The 22,203-nt window shown below is 43.3% G+C and carries 16 protein-coding genes; 1 reads left to right on the forward strand and 15 read right to left on the reverse strand.

What is annotated here, in order from left to right; all coding sequences use genetic code 11:
* Positions 1-245: 245 nt before the first annotated feature.
* From NDN13_RS12895 to NDN13_RS12965, 15 genes are all read right to left on the reverse strand, one after another.
* Entirely contained in the window at positions 246-806 is a 561-nt protein-coding gene (locus NDN13_RS12895; RefSeq protein ID WP_251115737.1) for a TPM domain-containing protein, read from the reverse strand.
* Positions 800-1,858 carry a TPM domain-containing protein gene (locus tag NDN13_RS12900; RefSeq protein ID WP_251115738.1) on the reverse strand — a complete coding sequence of 353 codons (1,059 nt, stop codon included), beginning with the start codon at positions 1,856-1,858 and terminating at the stop codon, positions 800-802. The genes NDN13_RS12895 and NDN13_RS12900 overlap by 7 nt, the downstream gene beginning before the upstream one ends.
* Before the next feature lie 36 nt (positions 1,859-1,894).
* Positions 1,895-2,485, reverse strand: coding sequence for a LemA family protein (locus NDN13_RS12905; RefSeq protein ID WP_016542733.1), 591 nt, complete (start codon positions 2,483-2,485; stop codon positions 1,895-1,897).
* A gap of 180 nt (positions 2,486-2,665) precedes the next feature.
* Entirely contained in the window at positions 2,666-3,556 is an 891-nt protein-coding gene (locus tag NDN13_RS12910; RefSeq protein WP_005201338.1) for a metal-dependent hydrolase, read from the reverse strand.
* Between the two features lie 114 nt (positions 3,557-3,670).
* The gene (locus NDN13_RS12915) at positions 3,671-5,080 is read right to left on the reverse strand and encodes an MFS transporter (protein WP_251115739.1); all 1,410 of its coding nucleotides are present in this window, start codon (positions 5,078-5,080) and stop codon (positions 3,671-3,673) included.
* 184 nt (positions 5,081-5,264) lie between these two features.
* Positions 5,265-6,686 (reverse strand): glutamate synthase small subunit GltD family protein, encoded by a 1,422-nt coding sequence (locus NDN13_RS12920; protein WP_241287636.1) that lies wholly within the window; start codon positions 6,684-6,686, stop codon positions 5,265-5,267.
* A 71-nt stretch (positions 6,687-6,757) separates the two neighbouring features.
* Positions 6,758-11,236: a glutamate synthase large subunit gene (gene gltB, locus NDN13_RS12925; RefSeq protein WP_251115740.1), complete on the reverse strand. Its 4,479-nt coding sequence runs from the start codon at positions 11,234-11,236 to the stop codon at positions 6,758-6,760.
* A gap of 453 nt (positions 11,237-11,689) precedes the next feature.
* Positions 11,690-12,556, reverse strand: coding sequence for a hypothetical protein (locus NDN13_RS12930; protein ID WP_251115741.1), 867 nt, complete (start codon positions 12,554-12,556; stop codon positions 11,690-11,692).
* Positions 12,557-12,575: 19 nt separating this feature from the next.
* A complete protein-coding gene (aroB, locus tag NDN13_RS12935; RefSeq protein ID WP_251115742.1) occupies positions 12,576-13,658 on the reverse strand; it encodes a 3-dehydroquinate synthase in 1,083 nt (360 codons plus the stop codon).
* Positions 13,659-13,682: 24 nt separating this feature from the next.
* Positions 13,683-14,240 (reverse strand): shikimate kinase AroK, encoded by a 558-nt coding sequence (gene aroK, locus NDN13_RS12940; RefSeq protein WP_004657425.1) that lies wholly within the window; start codon positions 14,238-14,240, stop codon positions 13,683-13,685.
* 19 nt (positions 14,241-14,259) lie between these two features.
* Complete coding sequence (locus NDN13_RS12945) at positions 14,260-16,386, reverse strand: type IV pilus secretin PilQ (protein ID WP_251118231.1); 2,127 nt, start codon at positions 16,384-16,386, stop codon at positions 14,260-14,262.
* Between the two features lie 61 nt (positions 16,387-16,447).
* Entirely contained in the window at positions 16,448-16,975 is a 528-nt protein-coding gene (locus tag NDN13_RS12950) for a pilus assembly protein PilP (RefSeq protein WP_251115743.1), read from the reverse strand.
* A 2-nt stretch (positions 16,976-16,977) separates the two neighbouring features.
* The gene (locus tag NDN13_RS12955; protein WP_251115744.1) at positions 16,978-17,721 is read right to left on the reverse strand and encodes a type IV pilus inner membrane component PilO; all 744 of its coding nucleotides are present in this window, start codon (positions 17,719-17,721) and stop codon (positions 16,978-16,980) included.
* Positions 17,718-18,368, reverse strand: coding sequence for a PilN domain-containing protein (locus NDN13_RS12960; protein WP_251115745.1), 651 nt, complete (start codon positions 18,366-18,368; stop codon positions 17,718-17,720). The genes NDN13_RS12955 and NDN13_RS12960 overlap by 4 nt, the downstream gene beginning before the upstream one ends.
* Complete coding sequence (locus tag NDN13_RS12965) at positions 18,368-19,426, reverse strand: pilus assembly protein PilM (protein WP_004657415.1); 1,059 nt, start codon at positions 19,424-19,426, stop codon at positions 18,368-18,370. Before NDN13_RS12965 ends, NDN13_RS12960 begins: the two co-directional genes overlap by 1 nt.
* 163 nt (positions 19,427-19,589) lie before the next feature.
* Here NDN13_RS12965 and ponA point away from each other — a divergent pair, with 163 nt between their 5' ends.
* A complete protein-coding gene (gene ponA / locus NDN13_RS12970) occupies positions 19,590-22,196 on the forward strand; it encodes a penicillin-binding protein PBP1a (RefSeq protein WP_251115746.1) in 2,607 nt (868 codons plus the stop codon).
* Positions 22,197-22,203: the final 7 nt, after the last annotated feature.

Below are 22,203 nucleotides of genomic sequence, written 5' to 3' on the forward strand. Positions count from 1 at the left end.
TGACAAATAACGTCATCTTTACTGCTTAATTCTTCATTTTTTTTGCTAACGAATTTGACTACTTTCTACTTGTATGTAAATTGAGCGACTCAATTCACATAAAATTTATTAATATTTTTTTTACCGCTTATCAGAAGATATTTGGAACAATCAACCGATAATAAATTTAATGTACAGAACATTCTGCACATTAATTGATTTTAGTCAAAACAACAAGCCCCATTTTAAAATGGCAAGATCGCGTTTTAATTTAAAATAATCGGCTCATTGGGTAATTCATTTTGGTCATCAAGCTCAGTTTTCACATAATACTGATCCAACACTTGCCCAATTTCCGCAACCCCATTATTCACAGCGTGTAGATACTGCTTTTGGGCCAATTGCAGCACGATACGCTGACAAATTTCACTCCATGTTTCACTCGGCGTGGCATTTTTTAAACCACGATCAATTACAATTTCAACTTTGCGCTCGCACAGATTGAGATAGAGCAATACACCACTATTCAATTCGGTGTCCCAAACACCCAGTTCAGCAAACAGTTGTTGCGCACGTAAACGGGTATTTTGATGATAGGCTTGCGAACAGGGGATATGTCCTTCGACCACCACTTGAATCTCACCGACATGGCCCTTTTCCGCTTGCTGTACCGCTTTGGCTATCTCGGATCGATCTTGCTTACTAAAATAACGATGTGCGGAAGAGACGTAGAGAAAGTGCTTAAACCAACGTTTTAAACTCGGTTGTACCTGATCATCCAATTTAGGTTGGGTAATAATCTGTGTTGTATCTGTCTTGGTTACCATGAGCCTGATGCTCCTCCCCCGCCAAAGCTACCGCCACCGCCACTATAACCACCGCCACTGCCACCGCCAAAACCACCGCTTCCACCGCCGCGACCACCACCCGATAGAAAGGCTTGGAAAATCAGTTGTGCCAACGAGGTGATCAATAAAAAGAAAATTCCGACACCGAGCAATAAGCTCATGACCAGACCTGCACCATTGACGAGACCAGCAACGGTTGCAGCCACAGCTGCAGTGGAGGCACTTAAACGATTACCGACAATAAATGAACCGACCACACCCGAAATCAAGATAAATAAGGCCATAGTCAAAGTATTGTCTTTGGCTTGCTGCGCTTGGATTGCTTGCTCGTGCCGATCTTTCAACTCTTGTGCGGCTTGCTGTGCAATCTCAGGGTCTAAATTGACGATACGGCTAATCTCATCCAAACCTGCTGCAATGCCTTGAGCATACTGCCCCTGTTTAAAATAGGGGGTGATTTGATTGCGGATAATCCGACTCAGCACCACATCAGGCAATACACCTTCCAGGCCATAACCCGTCAAGATTTGAATATTACGATCATTCACCGCAATTGCCATCAATAAACCATTATCGCGTTTGGCTGAGCCTAATTGCCACTTTTCACCTGCACGTAAGGCAAAATCAAAAATGGCTTCCTGCCCAGTGGTCGGTACGATAATCACCCCGATTTGCGCTTTGCCTTGCTGATACAGACCCAAAATTTTCTGGTTGAGCTGTTGCATTTCGGCATCACTCAACACTTTGGCCTGATCAATCACAGGTTGGTTTAAAGTCGGCAAACCACGAATCGATTCACCCTCAGCCATGTCATTAGCAACTTTAGGCAATACAGGTGTTTCAGTATTCGAAGCTACAGGCTTATTCTTTTGCTGTTCCTGAATAATTTTACCTGCAACCACCAGATCACTTTGATCGGTTGCGGTCGCAACTTCAGCCCAAACCGTATGCTGGAAAAGCAGTGTCGCAAAAACGATGCTTAAAACAGGCAAAATTCGCTGTTTTAAGTGCTGCTTAAACAGGTTCAACATACGGCGACTCCTCACAGTTCAAAATAATTTCAAAGATTAATTAAATGAAACTGTCGGTGCTTGCTGTGCAGATTGTTCCGCCTTGAAGTTTTCTTTGGTTTTCATGCCAATCACTTTAGCCGTCATCACTTGCGGGAATTGACGTACATAAGCGTTGTAATCTTGAACTGTGGTGATATAGCGGTTACGCGCAACCGCAATGCGGTTTTCAGTGCCTTCAAGCTGTGCCTGTAAGTCACGGAACTGCTCATTGGCTTTCAAATCTGGATAGTTTTCTGAAACCGCAATCAAACGGGACAATGCACCCGTCAATTGGCTTTGTGCTTGTTGGTATTTCTCGAATAATGCAGGATCTTCCAACACTTCTTTATCGACTTTTAAGCCTGCCACATTCGAACGTGCTTGAGTGACTTCAACCAACACTTGCTCTTCATGTTTGGCATAGCCTTTCACCACATTGACCAAATTCGGTACCAGATCGGCACGGCGTTGATATTGGTTCTGCACTTCAGACCAAGATGCATTCACCGCTTCGTCTTTGACCTGCAAAGTATTATAACCACAACCGGTAAATAACAAGGTGCTTGCCAATACGGTTGCCAGTGCAGTTTGTTTGATGATTTTCATAAAAATTTATCCTCAAGTTTTTCTTTATATTTTTGCGATAATTCATTGTAATGGGATTTTTTGTCAGCTGTGTAACATTTATTAAAGTTGATTTATCAGTATTTAAATAAAAAAGGCATTACCCCAAGCAAGCTTGAAGTAATGCCGTGCTAAGCATAAACGTTTAATTTTGAATTGAAATTAACTATAGATTTTAGATGCTGTTTGTTCTTGAAAACTTGCCATCCCATATTCATCGGCCATACGCGCTTTCCAGTAATTCACCAAGCTCGTATAGTCATGTTTGGCAGGATGAAAATCCGCTTGATAATACGATAAATATTCAGGAATCAACTGCAATAACATTTTACTCAGCAAGTACATGCCAAATAGATTGCCACCGAGTTTCGGTAAGCTTTTCCACTTATCTTGCCAGATTAAACGTGTGGTGGCATAAAAAGTCAGGCTAGCAAAGCCTGTGGTCACACTGCGCATAAGCAAACGGCGAATACGGTCATCACCATAGACTTCTTGGTAGACATCAAAAGCGACCGAACGATGCTCGATTTCTTCAATCGCATGCCAGACCCACAACTTCATCGCATCCTCATCTAGTGTACTGAGAATTTCTGGATGTTTGAGAATATAGCCACCTAACATCGCGGTAAAATGCTCAAAGGCACAGGTCAAAGCCAGTTGTAGTTTCGGATGAATATTGCGCAACATATCATCCCGTTTCGCCAACCATGCCTGAAACCGATCAAGATTATAATCGTCACGTCGCCAAGCATCATTAAACTCAGTATGTGCTTTGGAATGCATTGCCTCTTGCCCAATAAAAGCCGCAATCTGCGCCTGTAATTGTGGATCTTGCACTTTATCGCGGACATTACGCACGCTATTCACAAAATACTGCTCTCCAATCGGAAATGTTGAAGACAGTGCCGTAAGTAAATGAGACATCACTGGAGAATTGGCAAAATAATGACGTTTGATTTTTTTTGGATTAAATTGCAAACGCCGTACAGTAATTCCCAATGCTTTGGGCCGGTTTAAATAAGTTTTTTCTACCTTCACATTTGCAAGAGCCATCTCAATTGCCTGCAGCATTTCCTAGACTGAGTTCGAGTATTACGCTGGAAAAATGGCAAAGACAGGGCCAAAAAGCTTATAAAGTTTGCCAAAACTACCAAAATGATGACTGGTCTAGGCCGATGAAATCGGTGCGATACATTCTTCTGGTTTAATTTTTTTCAGGCTCAGCATGGCTGCAAGAAACAGTCCGCCCATAATTGCAACCACACTATGGAAAGCGAATAACTGGGCTTGCGCCATAGAATAATGCAGTGTTTCAACGGTCCATTGAATAATAAATGCTGTCAGGGTCCCCAATACTGCAATGCCAAAGGTCAGGCCAAGCTGCCTGAGCATATTTAATATTGCTGCGGCAAAGCTTGCATCTGCCTGCGATACCGAATGTAGACTCAAGGTACTGGAGCTCGGAACAATCAAGCCAATACCTGCCCCCATCATGCCACTTAAGCCAATAAATAGCAGATAAGATGAACTGCTCTGGAAGCTGATCATTGCGATTAACGCTGTTCCCGAAATGAGCAATCCCATTTTAAGTAACGGTAACACGCCATAGCTTTGCTGTAACCGACCAAAGCAAATGGAAACCACCGCCTGCATCAGAAATTGTGGGGCAATCAGCCAACCCGTTTGGGCCGCACTTAAATGAACTTGTTCCTGATAAAACAGCGCAAAGACAAATAAGGAGCTATAGCCTGCAAATCCCAATAGAAAAGAGATCAGATTGAAATGTAAAAAAATGCGGTTATGGAATAAATGTCGTGGAATCAGTGGATGCAACGTATGGTTTTGATGTCGAATAAAAATCAGCGCAAAAACTATCGAAAGCAGGAAACTAAAAACAATCAGATAACCCATATGCGCTTGCTGAACCATGATAATGCTATAGGTCAAGGTAGCAATCGCAATTACACTATAAATCAATCCCAAATAATCAAAACTGATTTTTTGCTGATATTGATCGTCGGCAATACCTTTCCAACCTAAATATAACGCTAACATTCCAACAGGCAGGTTCAGCCAGAAAATACTTTGCCAACCCAAATAATGCACCATTAAACCACCCATCAGCGGTCCAATAATTAAGGCAAAGGCACTGAATGAACTCCAGTTGCCAATTTCTCGTGCCTTGCGATCGGCTTGGGTAAAATGATGCACGATGATGGCCAACGTTAGTGGAATCAGCATCGCGCCTGCGACACCCTGAATCACCCGCCCAAGAATCAAGATTCCAAAATCAGGCGCTGCGGCACAAATCACCGAGCCAAAAATAAAGATCCCGACACCGACTAACCATAAGCGTTTACGCCCCAACCATTGGCTTAAAGCCCCCACCGCCAACATCAAACTCGACATACTCAGCGCATAGCTATCAATCACCCACTGTAAATCGGCGAGATGACTATTGAACTGTGTCTGAATTGCAGCTAAAGCCAGATTGACACTGCTTAAATCCACCAAGCAAAGAAAGGTACTGGTATACAGTGCGGCAATTAACAGCCTGTCATTGAGTTTCGATGTCATTATTTTATCCACCCAGCACAAACAAAATGAGAATTATTATCATCAATAGCATAGCAAGGTATTGACTGCTTGTTAAAGTTTTTATTTTCTTAGTCCATAAAAGCAAATACCATCAACCATCGACAAAATAAAAAAGCCCAAGCACGAGGCTTGGGCTTTTAAAACTTAAATACTGAAAGAAAGCTTACACGCCAAGATAATCCAAGATGCCTTCAGCAGCTTGACGACCTTCCCAGATCGCGGTTACGACCAAGTCAGAACCACGAACCATATCCCCACCTGCGAAGATTTTTGGATTCGAGGTCTGGAATTTGAATTCTTGCTGTTCTGCCGCAACCACACGACCTGAACCATCTAAACTCACATTCGCACCACCGAACCAATCCGCTGGACTTGGACGGAAACCAAATGCCAATAATACGGCATCCGCTGGGAGAACTTCTTCAGAACCCGGAATCGGTTCAGGGCTACGACGGCCACGGCTGTCAGGCTCACCCATTTGTGTAGTGACCACTTTAACGCCAGTGACTTTACCATTCTCGCCCACAATCTCGATTGGCTGACGGTTGAACAGGAATTTTACACCCTCTTCATAGGCATTCTTCACTTCACGTGCAGAACCTGGCATGTTGCTTTCATCACGACGATAAGCACAGGTCACATCATGTGCGCCTTGACGCAATGAGGTACGGTTACAGTCCATCGCAGTATCACCACCGCCAAGTACAATCACCTTTTTACCATCGACACTGATGTATTCGCTTGGATCTTTTTCCCAGCCTTGGCAACGATTCACGTTGGCAATCAAGAAGTCTAGGGCATCGTAAACACCATCAAGGTCTTCACCTGGGAAACCACCTTTCATATAGGTATACGTTCCCATCCCCATAAACACAGCATCGTATTCTGCAAGCAATTGCTCGATGGTTACATCCACACCAATCTCGGTATTTAAACGGAATTCAATGCCCATCCCCGTGAAAATTTCACGACGACGTTTCATCACATCTTTTTCCATTTTGAATTCTGGAATACCAAAGGTCAGTAGACCACCAATTTCAGGACGCTTATCAAACACAACAGGTTTCACCCCGCCACGCGCCAGAATATCTGCACAGCCTAGACCTGCAGGACCCGCACCAATGATCGCCACTTTCTTATTGGTCCATTTGACGCCTGACATGTCTGGACGCCAGCCCAAAGCAAACGCGGTATCATTGATATATTTTTCCGCATTACCAATCGTGACTGCACCAAAACCATCATTTAAGGTACATGCACCTTCACACAGACGGTCTTGTGGGCAAACACGGCCACAAACTTCTGGCAAGGTATTGGTTTGATGGCACAGTTCAGCCGCTTGGAAAATCTGACCTTCTGCAATCAGCTTTAACCAGTTTGGAATGTAGTTATGGACTGGACATTTCCATTCACAATATGGGTTACCACAGCCTAAACAACGGTGGGTCTGATTAGCAGCCACTTCCGCGGTAAAAGGTTTATAAATTTCCACAAACTCTGCCTTGCGGACAGTAATATCTTTTTTCTCTGGATCTTGGCGTGCTACATCCAGAAATTGAAAGTCATTATTAAGGCGCTCTGCCATGTCTCTCTCCGTGGGTAGGCGCAGTGATGTCCTTCACCGCTGCACCTGCCTATGTCTTTGCAGTCGTGGAATTATTGTGGGTCAGCTTGGGTTGTTTTCAAAAGCGTTTGCAAATTAGCAGCTTTCGGTTTTACAAGCCAGAACTTACGACTATAGAAGTCGAACTCATTACGGATTTTGTAGGCCCAAGCACTACCTGTCTCTTGGATATGTTCATCCAGAATACGCAATAAGTTTTCTTTATGGTCTTCCATCGCTTCAGTCGAGATACGATTCAGATCAATCAGTTCATGGTTGTAGTAATCAACAAAGTCATTATCAAGGTCGAGAACATAGGCGAAACCACCTGTCATTCCCGCACCAAAGTTATGACCGACTTTACCCAATACTGTGACCACACCACCTGTCATATATTCACAACAGTGGTCGCCTGCACCTTCAATTACGGCAAAAGCGCCCGAGTTACGAACCGCAAAACGTTCACCCGCAGTTCCTGCTGCAAAGACTTTACCGCCCGTTGCACCATATAAGCAGGTATTACCAATGATCGCGGTATTTTGCGTTTGGAATGGTGAGCCTTTTGGTGGGAAGATCGATACGCGACCACCCGCCATGCCTTTACCGACATAGTCGTTGGCATCACCTTCCAGTTTGATATGCAAACCACCCGCATTCCAGACACCAAGTGACTGTCCCGCAGTACCGACAAGATTCATCACCACTGGGCTGCTTTCCATACCCAAGTTGCCATAGCGACATGCGATTTCACCTGAAATACGTGCACCAATCGAACGGTCACAGTTACCCACCGTGAAGTTGAATGAGCCGCCTTGGCCTGCTTCAATTGCTGGTAACATCTCTGCCACCATTTTCTCCGCCAAGACACCTTTATCAAATGGTGCATTGCCTTGAACTTGGCAATACTGTGCCTTGCCTTCTGCCGCAGGATGTGACGTCAATAATGCACTGAGATCAAGATGCGCATGCTTGTCTGTTTCACCCGGTAAAACTTCAAGTAAGTCCACACGACCGATCAAGTCTTTTAGTGATGCAACACCCAGTGCCGCTAGCCATTCACGCGTTTCTTCTGCAATAAACTTGAAGAAGTTGATCAACATTTGTGGCTCGCCAATATAATGCTCTTGACGCAAATGATCTTGTTGCGTTGCCACACCTGTCGCACAGTTGTTTAAGTGACAGATACGCAGGTATTTACAACCCAGTGCAATCATTGGGGTTGAACCGAAACCAAAGCTCTCAGCACCTAAAATGGCTGCTTTGATTACGTCTAGACCGGTTTTCAAACCACCATCGGTTTGTACACGCACTTTGCCACGTAAGTCATTCACACGTAGCGCTTGATGCGCTTCGCTAAGACCCAGCTCCCATGGTGACCCCGCATGGTGAATCGATGACAATGGTGATGCAGCCGTACCACCGTCATAACCTGAAATGGTAATGAAATCGGCATAGGCTTTTGCCACACCCGCAGCAATGGTACCAACACCCGGCTCAGACACCAGTTTGACCGAAACCATCGCTTGTGGGTTGACTTGTTTCAAGTCAAAGATTAATTGCGATAAATCTTCAATCGAGTAAATATCGTGATGCGGTGGTGGAGAAATCAGCGTTACGCCCGGCACTGAGTAACGTAAACGTGCAATTAAGCCATTCACTTTACCGCCTGGTAACTGACCACCCTCACCTGGTTTTGCGCCTTGCGCCACTTTAATCTGCAACACTTCAGCAGAGGTTAAGTACGCAGGAGTAACACCAAAACGACCTGATGCAATCTGTTTGATTTTCGAGTTACGGATGGTGCCATAACGCGCAGGATCTTCACCGCCCTCACCTGAGTTCGAGCGACCACCAATGGTGTTCATGGCAATTGCAATCGCTTCATGTGCTTCTGGTGATAATGCACCCAGTGACATACCCGCAGAGTCGAAACGTGGCAGAATATCTTCAATCGTTTCAACTTGATCCAAGGCAATTGAATCTGTGGTTTTGAGCTTAAATAAATCACGGATCGTTGCTACAGGACGGTTATTCACCAGCTCTGCATATTCTTTAAAGTCTTGGTATTGACCTGAACGCACCGCTTTATGCAGTGAGTTAATCACATCTGGGTTGAACGCGTGATACTCTTTACCAAATACGAATTTAAGCAAACCACCTTGATCAATCGGCTTACGATTTTGCCAAGCTGTGCTTGCCAATTTTTTCTGATCATTTTCAAGGTCAGCGAAAGTCGCCCCTTGAATACGGCTTGGTACGCCAAGGAAGCATTTATCGACCACTTCTGAAGATAAACCGACTGCTTCAAATAATTGACCACCACGATAAGACGCAACGGTCGAGATTCCCATCTTAGAAAGAACTTTGAGTAAGCCTTTCTCAATCCCTTTACGGAAGTTGGCTTGTGCATGGATCGGGTCACCCAATAACTCGCCTTTCGCAACCAAGTCATTGATCACATCATAAGCCAAGTATGGATACACCGCAGTCGCACCGAAGCCTAACAAGACTGCAAATTGGTGTGGATCACGGGCAAAACCAGTTTCAACTAAAATGTTTGCATCGGTACGCAAACCAGTTTTAATTAAATGGTGATGCACAGCGCCTGTTGCCAATGCAGAGTTTGCAGGCAAGAAACCTTCACGCAAGTTCTTATCGGTGAGCACAATCAGTGTTTTACCATCACGAACGGCTTGAGCTGCTTCTTCACAGATGCGTGCAATTGCCGCTTGCAGACCTTCAGCTTCTGCATAGTTCAGATCGATATCAACAACGCCATAGCCTTCACGTTCTTTTTCAACATCACGAAGCTGCTGCATTTTCGAATTTGACAATACAGGGCTTGAAATGATGATACGGTCCGCATGTTCTGGGCCTTGCTCAAACACGTTCTGTTCACGACCCAAACAGGTTTCCAACGACATTACGATTGATTCACGTAATGGATCGATCGGAGGATTGGTCACTTGCGCAAACTGTTGACGGAAATAGTCAGACACATGGCGAACTTGGCGGGACAATACTGCCATTGGCGTATCATCACCCATCGAGCCTACTGCTTCCTGACCACTTTCTGCAATTGGACGCAATAACTGGTCGCGCTCTTCAAATGTCACCATAAACATTTTTTGCGCAGCTTTTAATGCATCACCTGTTAAGCCTTGATCAAGCAACTGCTCTTCAAGCTGTGGATTGGCTTGTAAACGGATGGCGTGATCACGCAACCATTCACGGTATGGACGCATATTTTTCAGATGGTTGCTGACATCTTTGGTATCCAACACTTTGCCAGTCAAAGTATCAATCACTAAAATTTGACCTGGACCCACACGACCTTTAGACACCACATCTTCAGGTTCATAGCCCCACACACCAATTTCTGATGCAAGCGTGATGTAATCATTCTTGGTGATCACCCAACGCGCTGGACGTAAGCCATTACGGTCAAGCATACAGATTGCATGACGACCGTCTTGAATCACCAGACCCGCTGGACCATCCCACGCTTCCATATGCTTCGAGTTAAATTCATAGAAAGCACGTAAGTCAGCGTCTAAAGTTTCAACGTTTTGCCATGCTGGCGGAACCAGCATACGGAGTGCACGGAACAGGTCCATACCACCACCAACCAAGATTTCAAGCATGTTATCTAAGCTTGAAGAATCCGAACCAGTACGGTTCACAATTGGATTTAACTCAGTTAAACCTGGAAGTAATGGGTTTTCAAATTTTGGCGTACGTGCCAATGCCCAGTTACGGTTGGCAGTAATGGTATTGATTTCACCATTGTGCGCCAAATAACGGAACGGCTGTGCCAACGGCCAACGTGGTAAGGTATTGGTCGAGAAACGTTGGTGGAATACCACAATATGTGAGGTTAAACGTGCATCCGCCAAATCGGTATAGAAGTCAGCAATCGCAGCTGGCATCATCAAACCTTTATAGCTGATCACCGTTGTCGCCAACGTAGTCACATAGAAAAGCGGATCATTTTGTAATTGTTGTTCTGCACGACGACGAGCTAAGAAGAGCTTACGGTTAAACTCAACCTCAGTTAAACCCATCGGGCAGTTCACGAGAATTTGTTCAAATGCAGGTAAGGATTGTAGTGCAATCTCACCCAAGGCATCATTATTTGTAGGTACAACACGCCATGCTGCAACAGTTAAACCTTCAGCAGCAATTTCTTTATTTAAAATATTTTTGGCATTTTGCGCTAAAGCAGGATCGATGTTTAGGAATACAGTTCCTGCAGCAAAAATCTCAGTCAGGTTACTGCCTAATTTCTGTGCTTCTTCACGGAAAAATTGTTTCGGCATCGCCAATAACAATCCGCAACCATCTCCTGTCTTACCATCCGCGGCAATACCACCACGGTGCGTCATGCAACTTAAACTGTGAATCGCAGTTTCGACCAGATGATGGCTTGAGTCACCCTTCATATGGGCAATCAGACCAAAACCACAGTTATCCTTAAACTCGTCAGGCTGATATAAACCTTGAGCGGGAGCTACAGTATTAGGCGATGGCATGTGCATAGCGTACCCTTCTTTCAACATGGCTCTTTCGAGCAACAAACAATCAATTCATTTTCTGCGATATTGCCGATTAACTCATACAAAGTTCAATGCTTCGCGAAAACATTTTTCATGGCGAATTTGCAATATACGTCTTTCCTTTACAAGATTGCACCCTATAAAGTGTTTTCAGTTATTACACCTTCACCTAGCTTTGTAAAGCACAAAAACTTTCCATTTCACCCAATTAATGAACTGTTTAGCACAAAACAGGGCAATGAGCAGACAAATTAGCACCACAAAAAAGCAAAAAACATGCCATATAGGCATGTTTTTACTAAATCATTAAAAAAGTTAAAATAACATCAAGATATAAGGGAGGATAAGCTCATTTTTGCGCACAAAAATGCACCAAAAACTATCATGGTGCTATAAAAAGAACCATTGATGCACACTAATGGTGCAATTTTAATTAAAGGGGTCACTCACTTCACGCTTAGAAGCATCTGAATTTTCTTTTATTTTTTCAGCAGTTGCTGGTGGTTTCGGTGCAGATTGAGTTTGTTTTACATTCACCACATTACCCTGCGCATCACGCTGTGTGACTGTAGTTTTAACCGTACTCGATGTATCTGTGCTACGCGCGCTGCTTGAGGTCGATGTTGTTCCAATCAATAAACTTTCATCTACGCGAGGCAATGCAGCAGGTCTTAATTGCACAGCATAGAGCTGATTGGTTGCCGATTTCATTTCATCAGAACCCAAATCATTGACCAAGGCAGCATAACTAGATAGCTGGTGAGCGGTAGGTTGAATGGATTCAGGTAAGGCCAAATTCAATTGCGCAAATTGGCGACTTGCATCTTCAGCACTACCAAACACACCATACGCAAGCACATATTGCTCAACCTGATCTTCACCACTCAAGCGAAAATACACAAACTTTCTGCGGTCTTCACGGTTTAACAAAAAGTTTTTAACAATCGCCTCATCTGAACTACGGAAAATTTCCATGGTCCATTGGCGCTGATTCTCTTTAATAAATTTGGTGCCACGGAATTCAGGTGCATGCTCATTGGAAACCACGACACGCGTGGTCAAATCCAAAGGCTTAACTTCATCTGAGAGAGCACCTAAATGTGTCGTGGCTGCAACTGTTTCAGGTTGAATCTGAATCTGGGCCTGAGTTTCATTTTCAGTTGGCTGTTGTTCTTTCACGAGCGCCTTACTATCCGTCACGCCCCAGAATATCAATGCAGCAATTAAACACGCCACAGCAAAAACGAGCCAGCTATATTGTTGAATATTTTGCCAAATTGATCGTGATACAGCCATGCTTTTCCCAAATGATTAATTATGCAGATTGATTTGCAAGAATAGATTGTTTCATCAGCTCAACATCAAAGTCCTTGGTAATCACGGCTTGCCCTAATTTCTTCAATAAAACCAAGCGTAATTGACCATTTAAGACTTTTTTATCGTGCGACATATAAGCCAAGAATTCATCTAATGGAATTTTCGGACATGATATCGGTAAATGAGCACGTTGAATGATATTTTTTGTACGTTGCAGATCTTCCGCAGAGATCCAACCTAAACGCTGCGACAAATCTGCCGCCATCACCATTCCTGTTGCTACCGCCTCACCATGTAACCATGTGCCATAACCTAGATAGGATTCAATTGCATGACCGAAAGTATGCCCCAGATTAAGCAACGCACGCTCACCCTGTTCTTTTTCATCATTGGCCACGATACGTGCTTTATGCGCACATGAACGAAAGACTGCTTCAGCCAGTAAGTTTGCATCACGCCCAACTAAGGCATCTATGTTTTGCTCCAACCAAACCAAGAAATCAACATCGCCAAGCAAGGCATATTTAATCACTTCAGCCAAACCAGCAGACAATTCACGATCAGGCAAGGTATCCAGTTGGGCCATATCTGCAAGCACCACTTGTGGTTGCTGGAAAGCCCCCAACATATTTTTACCTAAGGGATGGTTAATTCCCGTCTTACCACCGACACTGGAATCCACTTGTGATAATAAAGTGGTGGGCACTTGTACAAAGTTCACACCACGCTGGAAACAAGCCGATGCAAAACCTGCCATATCCCCAATCACGCCCCCACCTAGCGCCAATACCGTACAGTCGCGGTTAAAGCCCGCTTCCAGCAAAGCATCAAAAATCAAGTTTAGATGCTGCATATCTTTATATTTTTCGCCGTCTGGCAAGATGCACTGTGCAACCTGTTTATCCAATTGGGTTAAAGCATTGAGATAATGTTGTAGATAGAGTGGCGCAACCGTTGTATTGGACACCAACATGACTTGTCGGCCGTGTAGATAGGGCTCAAGTAAGCTTTTAGGATCTAAATGACTGCCAATATAGATCGGATAACGACGATCACCTAACTCAACATGTAACGTTTGCATAAACTTAGACCAACCAGAAACGACTTAAACTTGTTTAGATAAAATAACGTGCAAAATACGTTGCGCTAAATCTCGCGCTGCGCCTTGATTTGTTTCAATAATATAGTGCGCAACCTCACGATACAAAGGATCGCGGATTGCCAAGAGATCACGTAATTTTTGCTCTGGATTTTCGACTTGTAATAATGGGCGATTTTTATCACGGTAGGTTCGCTGTAGTTGCAGCTCTACAGGCGTATAAAGATAAACAACAATGCCACGTTGTTTTAGAAATTCTCGATTTTTCGGTTGAGTAACAGCACCACCACCCGTCGCCAGTACCAATAATGGGCGTGAGGTTAAGTCATTTAAAACATTGGTTTCACGTAAACGAAATCCGACTTCACCTTCCTTTTCAAAAATCCAAGGAATAGTCGCACCTGTTTTACGTTCAATTTCATGATCACTATCAATAAAATCTCGACCTAACAATTCTGCTAAATGTCGGCCAACTGTTGTTTTTCCTGCCCCCATCGGCCCTACCAAATAAACATTTGGTAGGGTTTCAAACGCTTTGCTTGGCAACGCGCCACCTATATTCATTGCAATTATTGAAAATATATTAATGATTTCTGGTCAAAGTGTCATTAACAATTCTCGGTGTCACAAAAATAAGCAGTTCACGTTTATTATCAGTTTTTCGTTCTCTACGGAATAATTTACCTAAGTAAGGAATATCACCCAAGAATGGTACTTTAGTTTGTGAGTTAATATTTTCTTGCTCAAAAATACCACCTAAAACCACTGTTTCACCATTATCCACCAGCACATTAGTGTCAATCGAATTTTTATTTATCGTCAACTGGCCTGTTGGCGTTGGGTTACTCGGTGAATCTTTGGTAATGTTGAGTTTCATCATGACTTTACCTTCAGGCGTAATACTTGGCGTCACATCCAAGCTTAAAGTCGCATCGATAAATTCTGTTTTAGGAACAGCACTAGCACCACCACCTGTAGAAGATGCATATGGAATTTTTGTTCCTGATTCAATTTTTGCAGCTTGCTTATCAGCAGTCATTACTTTTGGTGTTGAAATAACTTCACCATAACCATCTGCTTGTACTGCAGATAACTCTAGGTCAAGCATAAAGTCAGAAAGACTGATCAAACCAAAAGCTATACGGCTCGCTCCTGGTGTTACCGCCCCCAAATCCACATTCAGATTATCTGGTCGTTCAATTTCATATTTCCAACCCCCATTATCACCTTTTTGAGGATCTCGTAAATTCCATAATGTCGTATCACTCCCCCCCACTAAGAGATCATTATTATTGCTAATCCCTTGAGACAAGATTCCCCACTTTACCCCCATTTCTTTAGTGAAATCGGTACTAGCACTGACAATACGTGCCTCAATCATCACCTGTTTAACTGACACATCAAGTAAGTCAACCATCTTACGAATCTGATCAATTTTCTGCGAAGTATCATTTACAATTAAAGTATTCGTCCGTGGATCAACTGACACAGTTCCACGTGGACTCAATAATCCTCCGGCCAATGTATCATTTCCACTTAAACCTGAACTATTGTTACTATTATTATTTTTTCCTTGGGTGATTAGTTTTTCAATTTCAACTGCTTTCGCATAGCTTAATGTAATGTACTCCGTTTGTAGAGGAGCTAACTTGATACTCTGGGCTAAGGCCTTAGCCTCCTCTTCCTCTGACTTAATCAGTTCTGAAACAGGCGCAATCCAGATTACATTACCATTGCGACGCTTATCTAGACTTTTGGTTTTTAGCACAATATCAAGTGCTTGATCCCAAGGAACATCTTTAAGTCGCAAAGTAATATTACCCTGAACCGTATCCGCTGCGACCATATTAATGCCAGTAAAATCAGCCAGCAACTGTAATACACGGCGTACTTCAATATCTTGGAAATCTAATGAAATCTTATTACCCGTATAAGCTTGTGTCTTGGCTTTTGTTGGTGATTTATCTTCAGGGCGTTTTAGACTAATAGTGAGTTTATTCTCTGCTTGATAGGCCATATATTCATAGCTACCTGCAGATTGAATGGTAATCACGCCATTGCCTTTATCATTATAAGCATCAATACTTGCAACAGGAGTTGCGAAATCATTGGTATTTAAACGACGCGCTAAATGAGTCGGAATTTTATTCCCTGCCGTACGCACTACAATTTTACTGCCTTGTTGTTGTACATCGACGGGTGTGTTATTCCCGAGCAAATCAATCACAACCAAGCCTTCACCTTGATTCCCTCGCTGGAAACCAATATTGGAAACGCCTTGCTGTACTTGACGCGCTGTGGCAGCAGGCGTATTTATCGCAGCAGGTTTGGCTGAGTTAATTTTCAGTACAAATGTATTACCTTCAACTCGTGTGGTAAACGCACCTGCATCTTTTAGGTTGACTATTACACGTGAACGTTGATCATCTGATGCAATGTCGATCGAGCTCGCTTCAGCAGTTGATACTGGAATCGAGTTTTGTTTTAAGCTTTGTTGCGCTTTATCAAAATCTAAAATCAAACGCGACGGTTGCTCTAACTGATAAGCTTGCGGTTGTGGTGGAAGGCCATTAAACATTACACGAATTTCCGTGCCTTGATCGGCCAAACTCATCGGTACAATATTAGTCATACTCACTTGCGCTGACGCCACTTGCATCACCGCAATCGCAACAGCACCCATAGAAAATTGACGGAATGCATGATTCATGGTCTTCGCTTCCCCAAATAAAGAATCTTTAAACTGTTTTTTCATTGTTATTCCCTTAATCTTACGGCGCTGGCCCAATTAAAACGAGTGTACGAGGTCTCTCGACATAACCTTCTCGTCCATCAGGTACAATCTCCACCAAATCAATCTGAGTCGGGCTAATTTTAATAATACGCCCTTGGTTCATACCCAAATAACTACCAACTTGCACCCTTTCAATTTGACCATCTGGCGTTTGAATCAAGGCAATGGTATTACTGGTTTTGCCACGCATGCTGCCCTTCATGTTCAATGATTCCAGCGCATAACTCTCTAAGGGTTGTGGCTGGCGATTAAAGTTCGGATAAACTCGCTTACCCGCCATAATCCTCAATTCAGCCGCCAAAGAACTTGGCATAAATGGACTTTTAAGCTGATGCGCCGCATAGTTAAACAAGGGTACTGGCGTGAAGACTGGTGCTGGCTCAATTGGTAATGGTGGCTGATTACGAATTTCAGCCATCTGCTGATTCACCGCATCAATACGAGAATCACACCCTACCAAACTCGCCCCAATCAAAAAACCCAGTAATAATTTATAATTATTCACTACTATTTTCCTCCTTGCGCAGGTGGAGTAGTTGCTGCTTGTGCGGCTGGTGTACCTGCAGCATTATTTATTTGCTCATCCGTTCCAACATAACGATAGGTTTTTGCTTTAACGGTATAGTTCACCACAGGAATATCAGATTTTTTCTGTGTGTCTTCTTTCGCTTCAACCGTGAAATCATGCAGAGTTACAATACGTGGTAGAGCGGCAATCCCTGTAACAAAAGCACCAAAAGCATGATAATCACCTGTCGCATCAATACTAATCGGCTGCTCAATAAAGAACTCTTGCTTCACTTCACTTTCTAGACGGATATTTTTAAATTTCAGTCCAGAGTTCACACCGGTTAAGTTAATATCCTCAACTAAACTTGGAATTTCAGTTTCTTTTGGCAACTGTTCTAACTGCTGATTAAAGTTCGCTTCCATTTCTTGTAATTGCGCTTGATATTGTTGCAAGTTCCTTAATTTTGAGTCTTTTTCTCTAAACTCATTCAGCAAACTTTGTTCCTGTGCTTGAGCATTTGCAATCGATTCAAGTTGTGACTTAATCACCACAAAATAACCTAATGCAGCAACTGCCAAGAATACGAAAATCCAGCAGGTGATTTTGACCGACAACGGCCAACTGCCATAATTATTCATATCCAACGTGTTGAACTGTTGGAAGAACTGATCCACCGTCATTTTCTTTTTCTTTACAGCAACGGTGTCTTGATTTAAATCATCAGCTTTATCTAACTTCATTTTGTCACCCCGACTACCCCTGATGCCGCTGCTTCTGACGTTGCTGCAACTTCCGCTGTTGTCCCGATTTCACCTAAATCTACAGTGACCACAAAACTGCCATAATTTTCCTCTACACGAGGCACCAACGAGGTTGCTGCTTTGTCTTTATTGCTGTTTTCATCTACAGCAAGGAAAGAGTTCATAAAGGCATTACGATACCAAGGAGAAGCCTCTAAATTACGTAACAGCTCAGCCACGGTATTTGGACTTTCAGCTTTGCCTTCAATCGAGAATTTATCTCCAGTACGGCTAAACTTGGTTAAGTACATGGTTGGAGGGGTGACCCGAACCAATTCATCGACCAAACGAACCGTAATTGGACGTTGTCCCTGTAAACCTTGAATCAGCTTCATACGCTCAATAATGGCATTACGGCGTTCTTGCAGACCGTCTAGTGCTTTAAGTTGTGTATCCAAGTTTTGGTTGGTACTCACAATCAGTTGATTGGCTTGTTCCTGATCATCGAGTTTATGATCAAAATACATCCACCCCGAAAATACCGATGCAACCCCTAATACAGCCACCGCAACACAAAATGCGACAAACTGTTTCTTTCGTTGTTCTCTTAGCTCATCACGCCAAGGGAGTAAGTTAATCTTTGCCATTAATCAAAACTCCTCAATGCCAAACCACATGCCACCATCAAAGAGGAAGCATCGTTTTCAATTTTTTTAATATCAATTTGAGAAGAAAAACCCATTTGTAGGAATGGATTGGCAATGGTGACCCGATAACCGAGCTTTTGTTGTAATAACTTGGCTAGACCTGGAATATTGGCATTCCCGCCCGCCAGCAAAATATGATCAATTTCATTAAATTGAGAAGACGAAAAGAAGAATTGCAGTGAACGTGCTGCTTGTTGAACCACTGCATCCAAGAAGGGTTCAAGCACTTCGGTATCGTAATCATCTGGCAAGGTGCGTTCTTTCTTCGCACGACCCGCTTCTTCAAATGATAGTCCATAGCGACTCTGTACATCTTGAGTCAGTTGACGACCGCCAAACACTTGCTCACGCGTATAGATGATCTTGCCTTTTTGCATCACCGAAAGGGTGGTCATGGTATGGCCAATATCTAAGATCCCCACCGTATTTGCACCCATTGGCAGCGTATCAGCAAATACACTGAATGCACGCTCCATGGCATAACTTTCAACTTCAGCAATTTTTGCTGTTAAGCCCGCCAGTTCCAAGACTTCAACACGTGTATCGACATTCTCGGTGCGTGTTGCAACCAAGAGGACATTGACCCGATTTGGATTCGCTAGGCGATCAGGTAAAACTTCAAAATCAAGACTTACTTCATCTAATGGGAACGGAATGTATTGCTCAGCATCCATACGGATTTGAACTTCACGCTCTTCATCCGTCATGTCAGCATCCATCTCAATGATCTTGTTAATGACCATCGATGTTGGCACTGCAATCGCGACATTGGTGGTGTGAGGATTCGCAAGGTTGACGACTCTCTCAAGTGCATCACCTACCGCCTCTGGATTCAGTATGCTTTTTTCCACCACACTGCTTTCAGGCAATGGCATCACCGCATAACTTTCAACCCAATATCTACCGTTCTTTACAGAGAGCTCCAATAACTTAACAGTTGTCGAACTAATATCGACACCCACTAACCCCTTATTTGGTTTACGATATAACCTGAGCACAGTACTTTCCTATTTATTTTTTTATCCCCAAAAATACAACACACTAATTTTGTTTTGGTCTTTAATTGCTACGGATACAATAACTCATCTAACAATCCGCATGTCTAAAGGATATACTGACCACAATTAGTTTGCCATTCGCTCTTATTAAAACTTACTTATTATGAAAAAGCTATCCAGTTCTGGTATTGTTCGCCCATTTTTTTTGATCGTTATTATTATCTTAGTCTCACTTCCAATGGGATTTTATGGCATGTATCTCTATCTTGCACCTTCGCTGCCAGATATGAGTTCACTCAAAAAAGCGCCTTTACTAAAACCATTGCAAGTCTATACGACAGATGATCAGTTAATTGCGGAATATGGCGGAAAATTATCCATTCCTGTTAAGTATGAACAGATCCCTCCGTCCTTTATCCATGCATTTCTGGCAGCGGAAGACTCATCCTTTTTTGAGCACAATGGCATTAGTTTCAAAGGGCTTGGGCGAGCACTGACTGAATCTGTTACAGGGTCTGATGTCCAAACTGGGGGCTCGACCATTACCATGCAGGTAGCGAAAAACTATTATTTAAGTCCAGACCGAACGCTTCGACGCAAACTAACAGAAGTATTTCTAGCACGTAAAATCGAGCAAAACTTAACAAAACAGGAAATTCTAACCGCTTACGTCAATAAAATCTTCTTAGGTAAAAATGCTTATGGGATTGCAGCAGCAGCACGGATCTATTACAACAAAAACCTTAATGAACTCAGCACTGCACAAATGGCGATGATCGCAGGCCTACCTAAAGCACCATCAAAATATAATCCCGTCGTGAATCCAGAACGTGCTCTTGAACGCCGCAACTGGATTTTAGGCCGCATGCTACAACTCGGCTATATCAACCAAAATCAATATCAACAAGCCGTCGCAGAACCGATCAATCTGAATATGGTCGATCGCTCAGTAAGCAATGTATTTCCCTATGTCGGGGAAATGGTGCGTTCAGAGCTGGTTGAACATTTTGGCGAACAAGCGGTTGATTCAGGCTATAAGGTCTACACCACCATTGATAGCAAACGCCAGCGTTATGCGGAGCAAGCCATTCAAGATGGCTTAGAAGCTTATGATCGTCGTCATGGTTGGCGCGGCCCTGAAGCACACGACAAACCTTTAAAGCAATTTTTGGCTTATGCCAACACCTACCCAGCACAAGTCATCAAGGTCAACAACAACTCTTTTGATGCCTTAATGCAAGATGGTTCTACCGTTACCGTGAATTGGTCTGGCATGTCATGGGTTCGTCCTTATCGCAACGCCAATAGTGTTGGTGGTGCACCATCGAATGCCTCACAAATTGTCAAAGTCAAAGACATTATTCGCCTACGCCCGAATGAAGGCAAAACAGTGTGGTCTTTGGTTCAAGTGCCGAAAGTTCAAGGACAACTGATTGCCATTAATCCAAATGATGGTGCAATTGAGGCCGTTGTTGGGGGATATAACTTTTATCAATCCAAGTTTAACCGCGCTATCCAAGGTTGGAGACAACCAGGTTCGACCATTAAACCTTTTGTCTATGCACTGGCTTTAGAGCGTGGTATGACCCCTTATAGCATGGTCAATGACAGTCCTATTACCATTGGGAAGTGGTCTCCAAGAAACTCAGATGGTCGTTATCTGGGTATGATTCCTTTACGTCGTGCACTTTATTTATCTCGAAATACTGTTTCTGTGCGTTTATTACAAAACGTTGGAATCGAGCGTACTCGTCAATTATTTATGGATTTTGGTCTACAAGACGATCAAATTCCACGTAACTATACCATTGCCCTCGGTACACCACAGGTATTACCAATTCAAATGGCAACAGGCTATGCCACCTTTGCCAATGGTGGTTACCGTATTCAGCCACACTTCATTAAGCGCATTGAAGATGCATCAGGTAAAGTCATTTATGAGGCGAAGCCTGAATATGCATGTATCCCATGTATTAGCGACAAAAATACGAATACTGAACAACAAACTGCTAATACAGACAAAGATCAATCTAAAACGCAAGTTACAGAGATCACCAACCAAAGTTTAGATGAGACAAGTGCAGCATCTGAAGCACAAATGCTCACGGCTGATGCAGCACAAACTGCAAAAACCAACAGCGATTATCGCCAAGCTCAACGTATCTTAAAATCTAGTTCAGCTTACGACATGGCTAACATTTTACGTGATGTAATTCAGCACGGTACAGGTCGAGCAGCCTTAAAAATTGGTCGTGATGACTTAGGTGGTAAAACAGGGACAACCAATGATGCCAAAGATGCATGGTTCGCTGGCTTTAATGGCAAGCTAGTCGCAATTGCTTGGGTTGGTTTTGACCAACCCCGCACACTGGGTCGTCGTGAATACGGTGGTGTTGCTGCACTTCCAATCTGGACCAACTTTATGGGGAACTCTTTAAAAGATACCCCATCTGCCTGGGTACGTTTGGATAAAGAAGCCAAAGATCCGATCTCTCGTGATAAATTGCAGATTCAGCAAAGCGAAGATAAAAAAGAATATCGCGCCTCTCCACCATTGGCTCGTCCACTATATCGTCCTGCACCACCTGCGCCAACACGTTCAGTACAAAATGATTTTTCAGACCTCCCTGGAACAACATCATCAACTGACGAACAGCCGATTGTACCTGCTAAAAAGCAACCACCAGCCATGGGGTCAAATTCACCAAGCCCAACATCGCCACCGAAAGAAAAGGACGGGATTGAGCATTTGATCAATCAAATTCAGTAAATAAAAA

This window comes from Acinetobacter sp. C32I (assembly GCF_023702715.1).
Taxonomy (GTDB): domain Bacteria; phylum Pseudomonadota; class Gammaproteobacteria; order Pseudomonadales; family Moraxellaceae; genus Acinetobacter.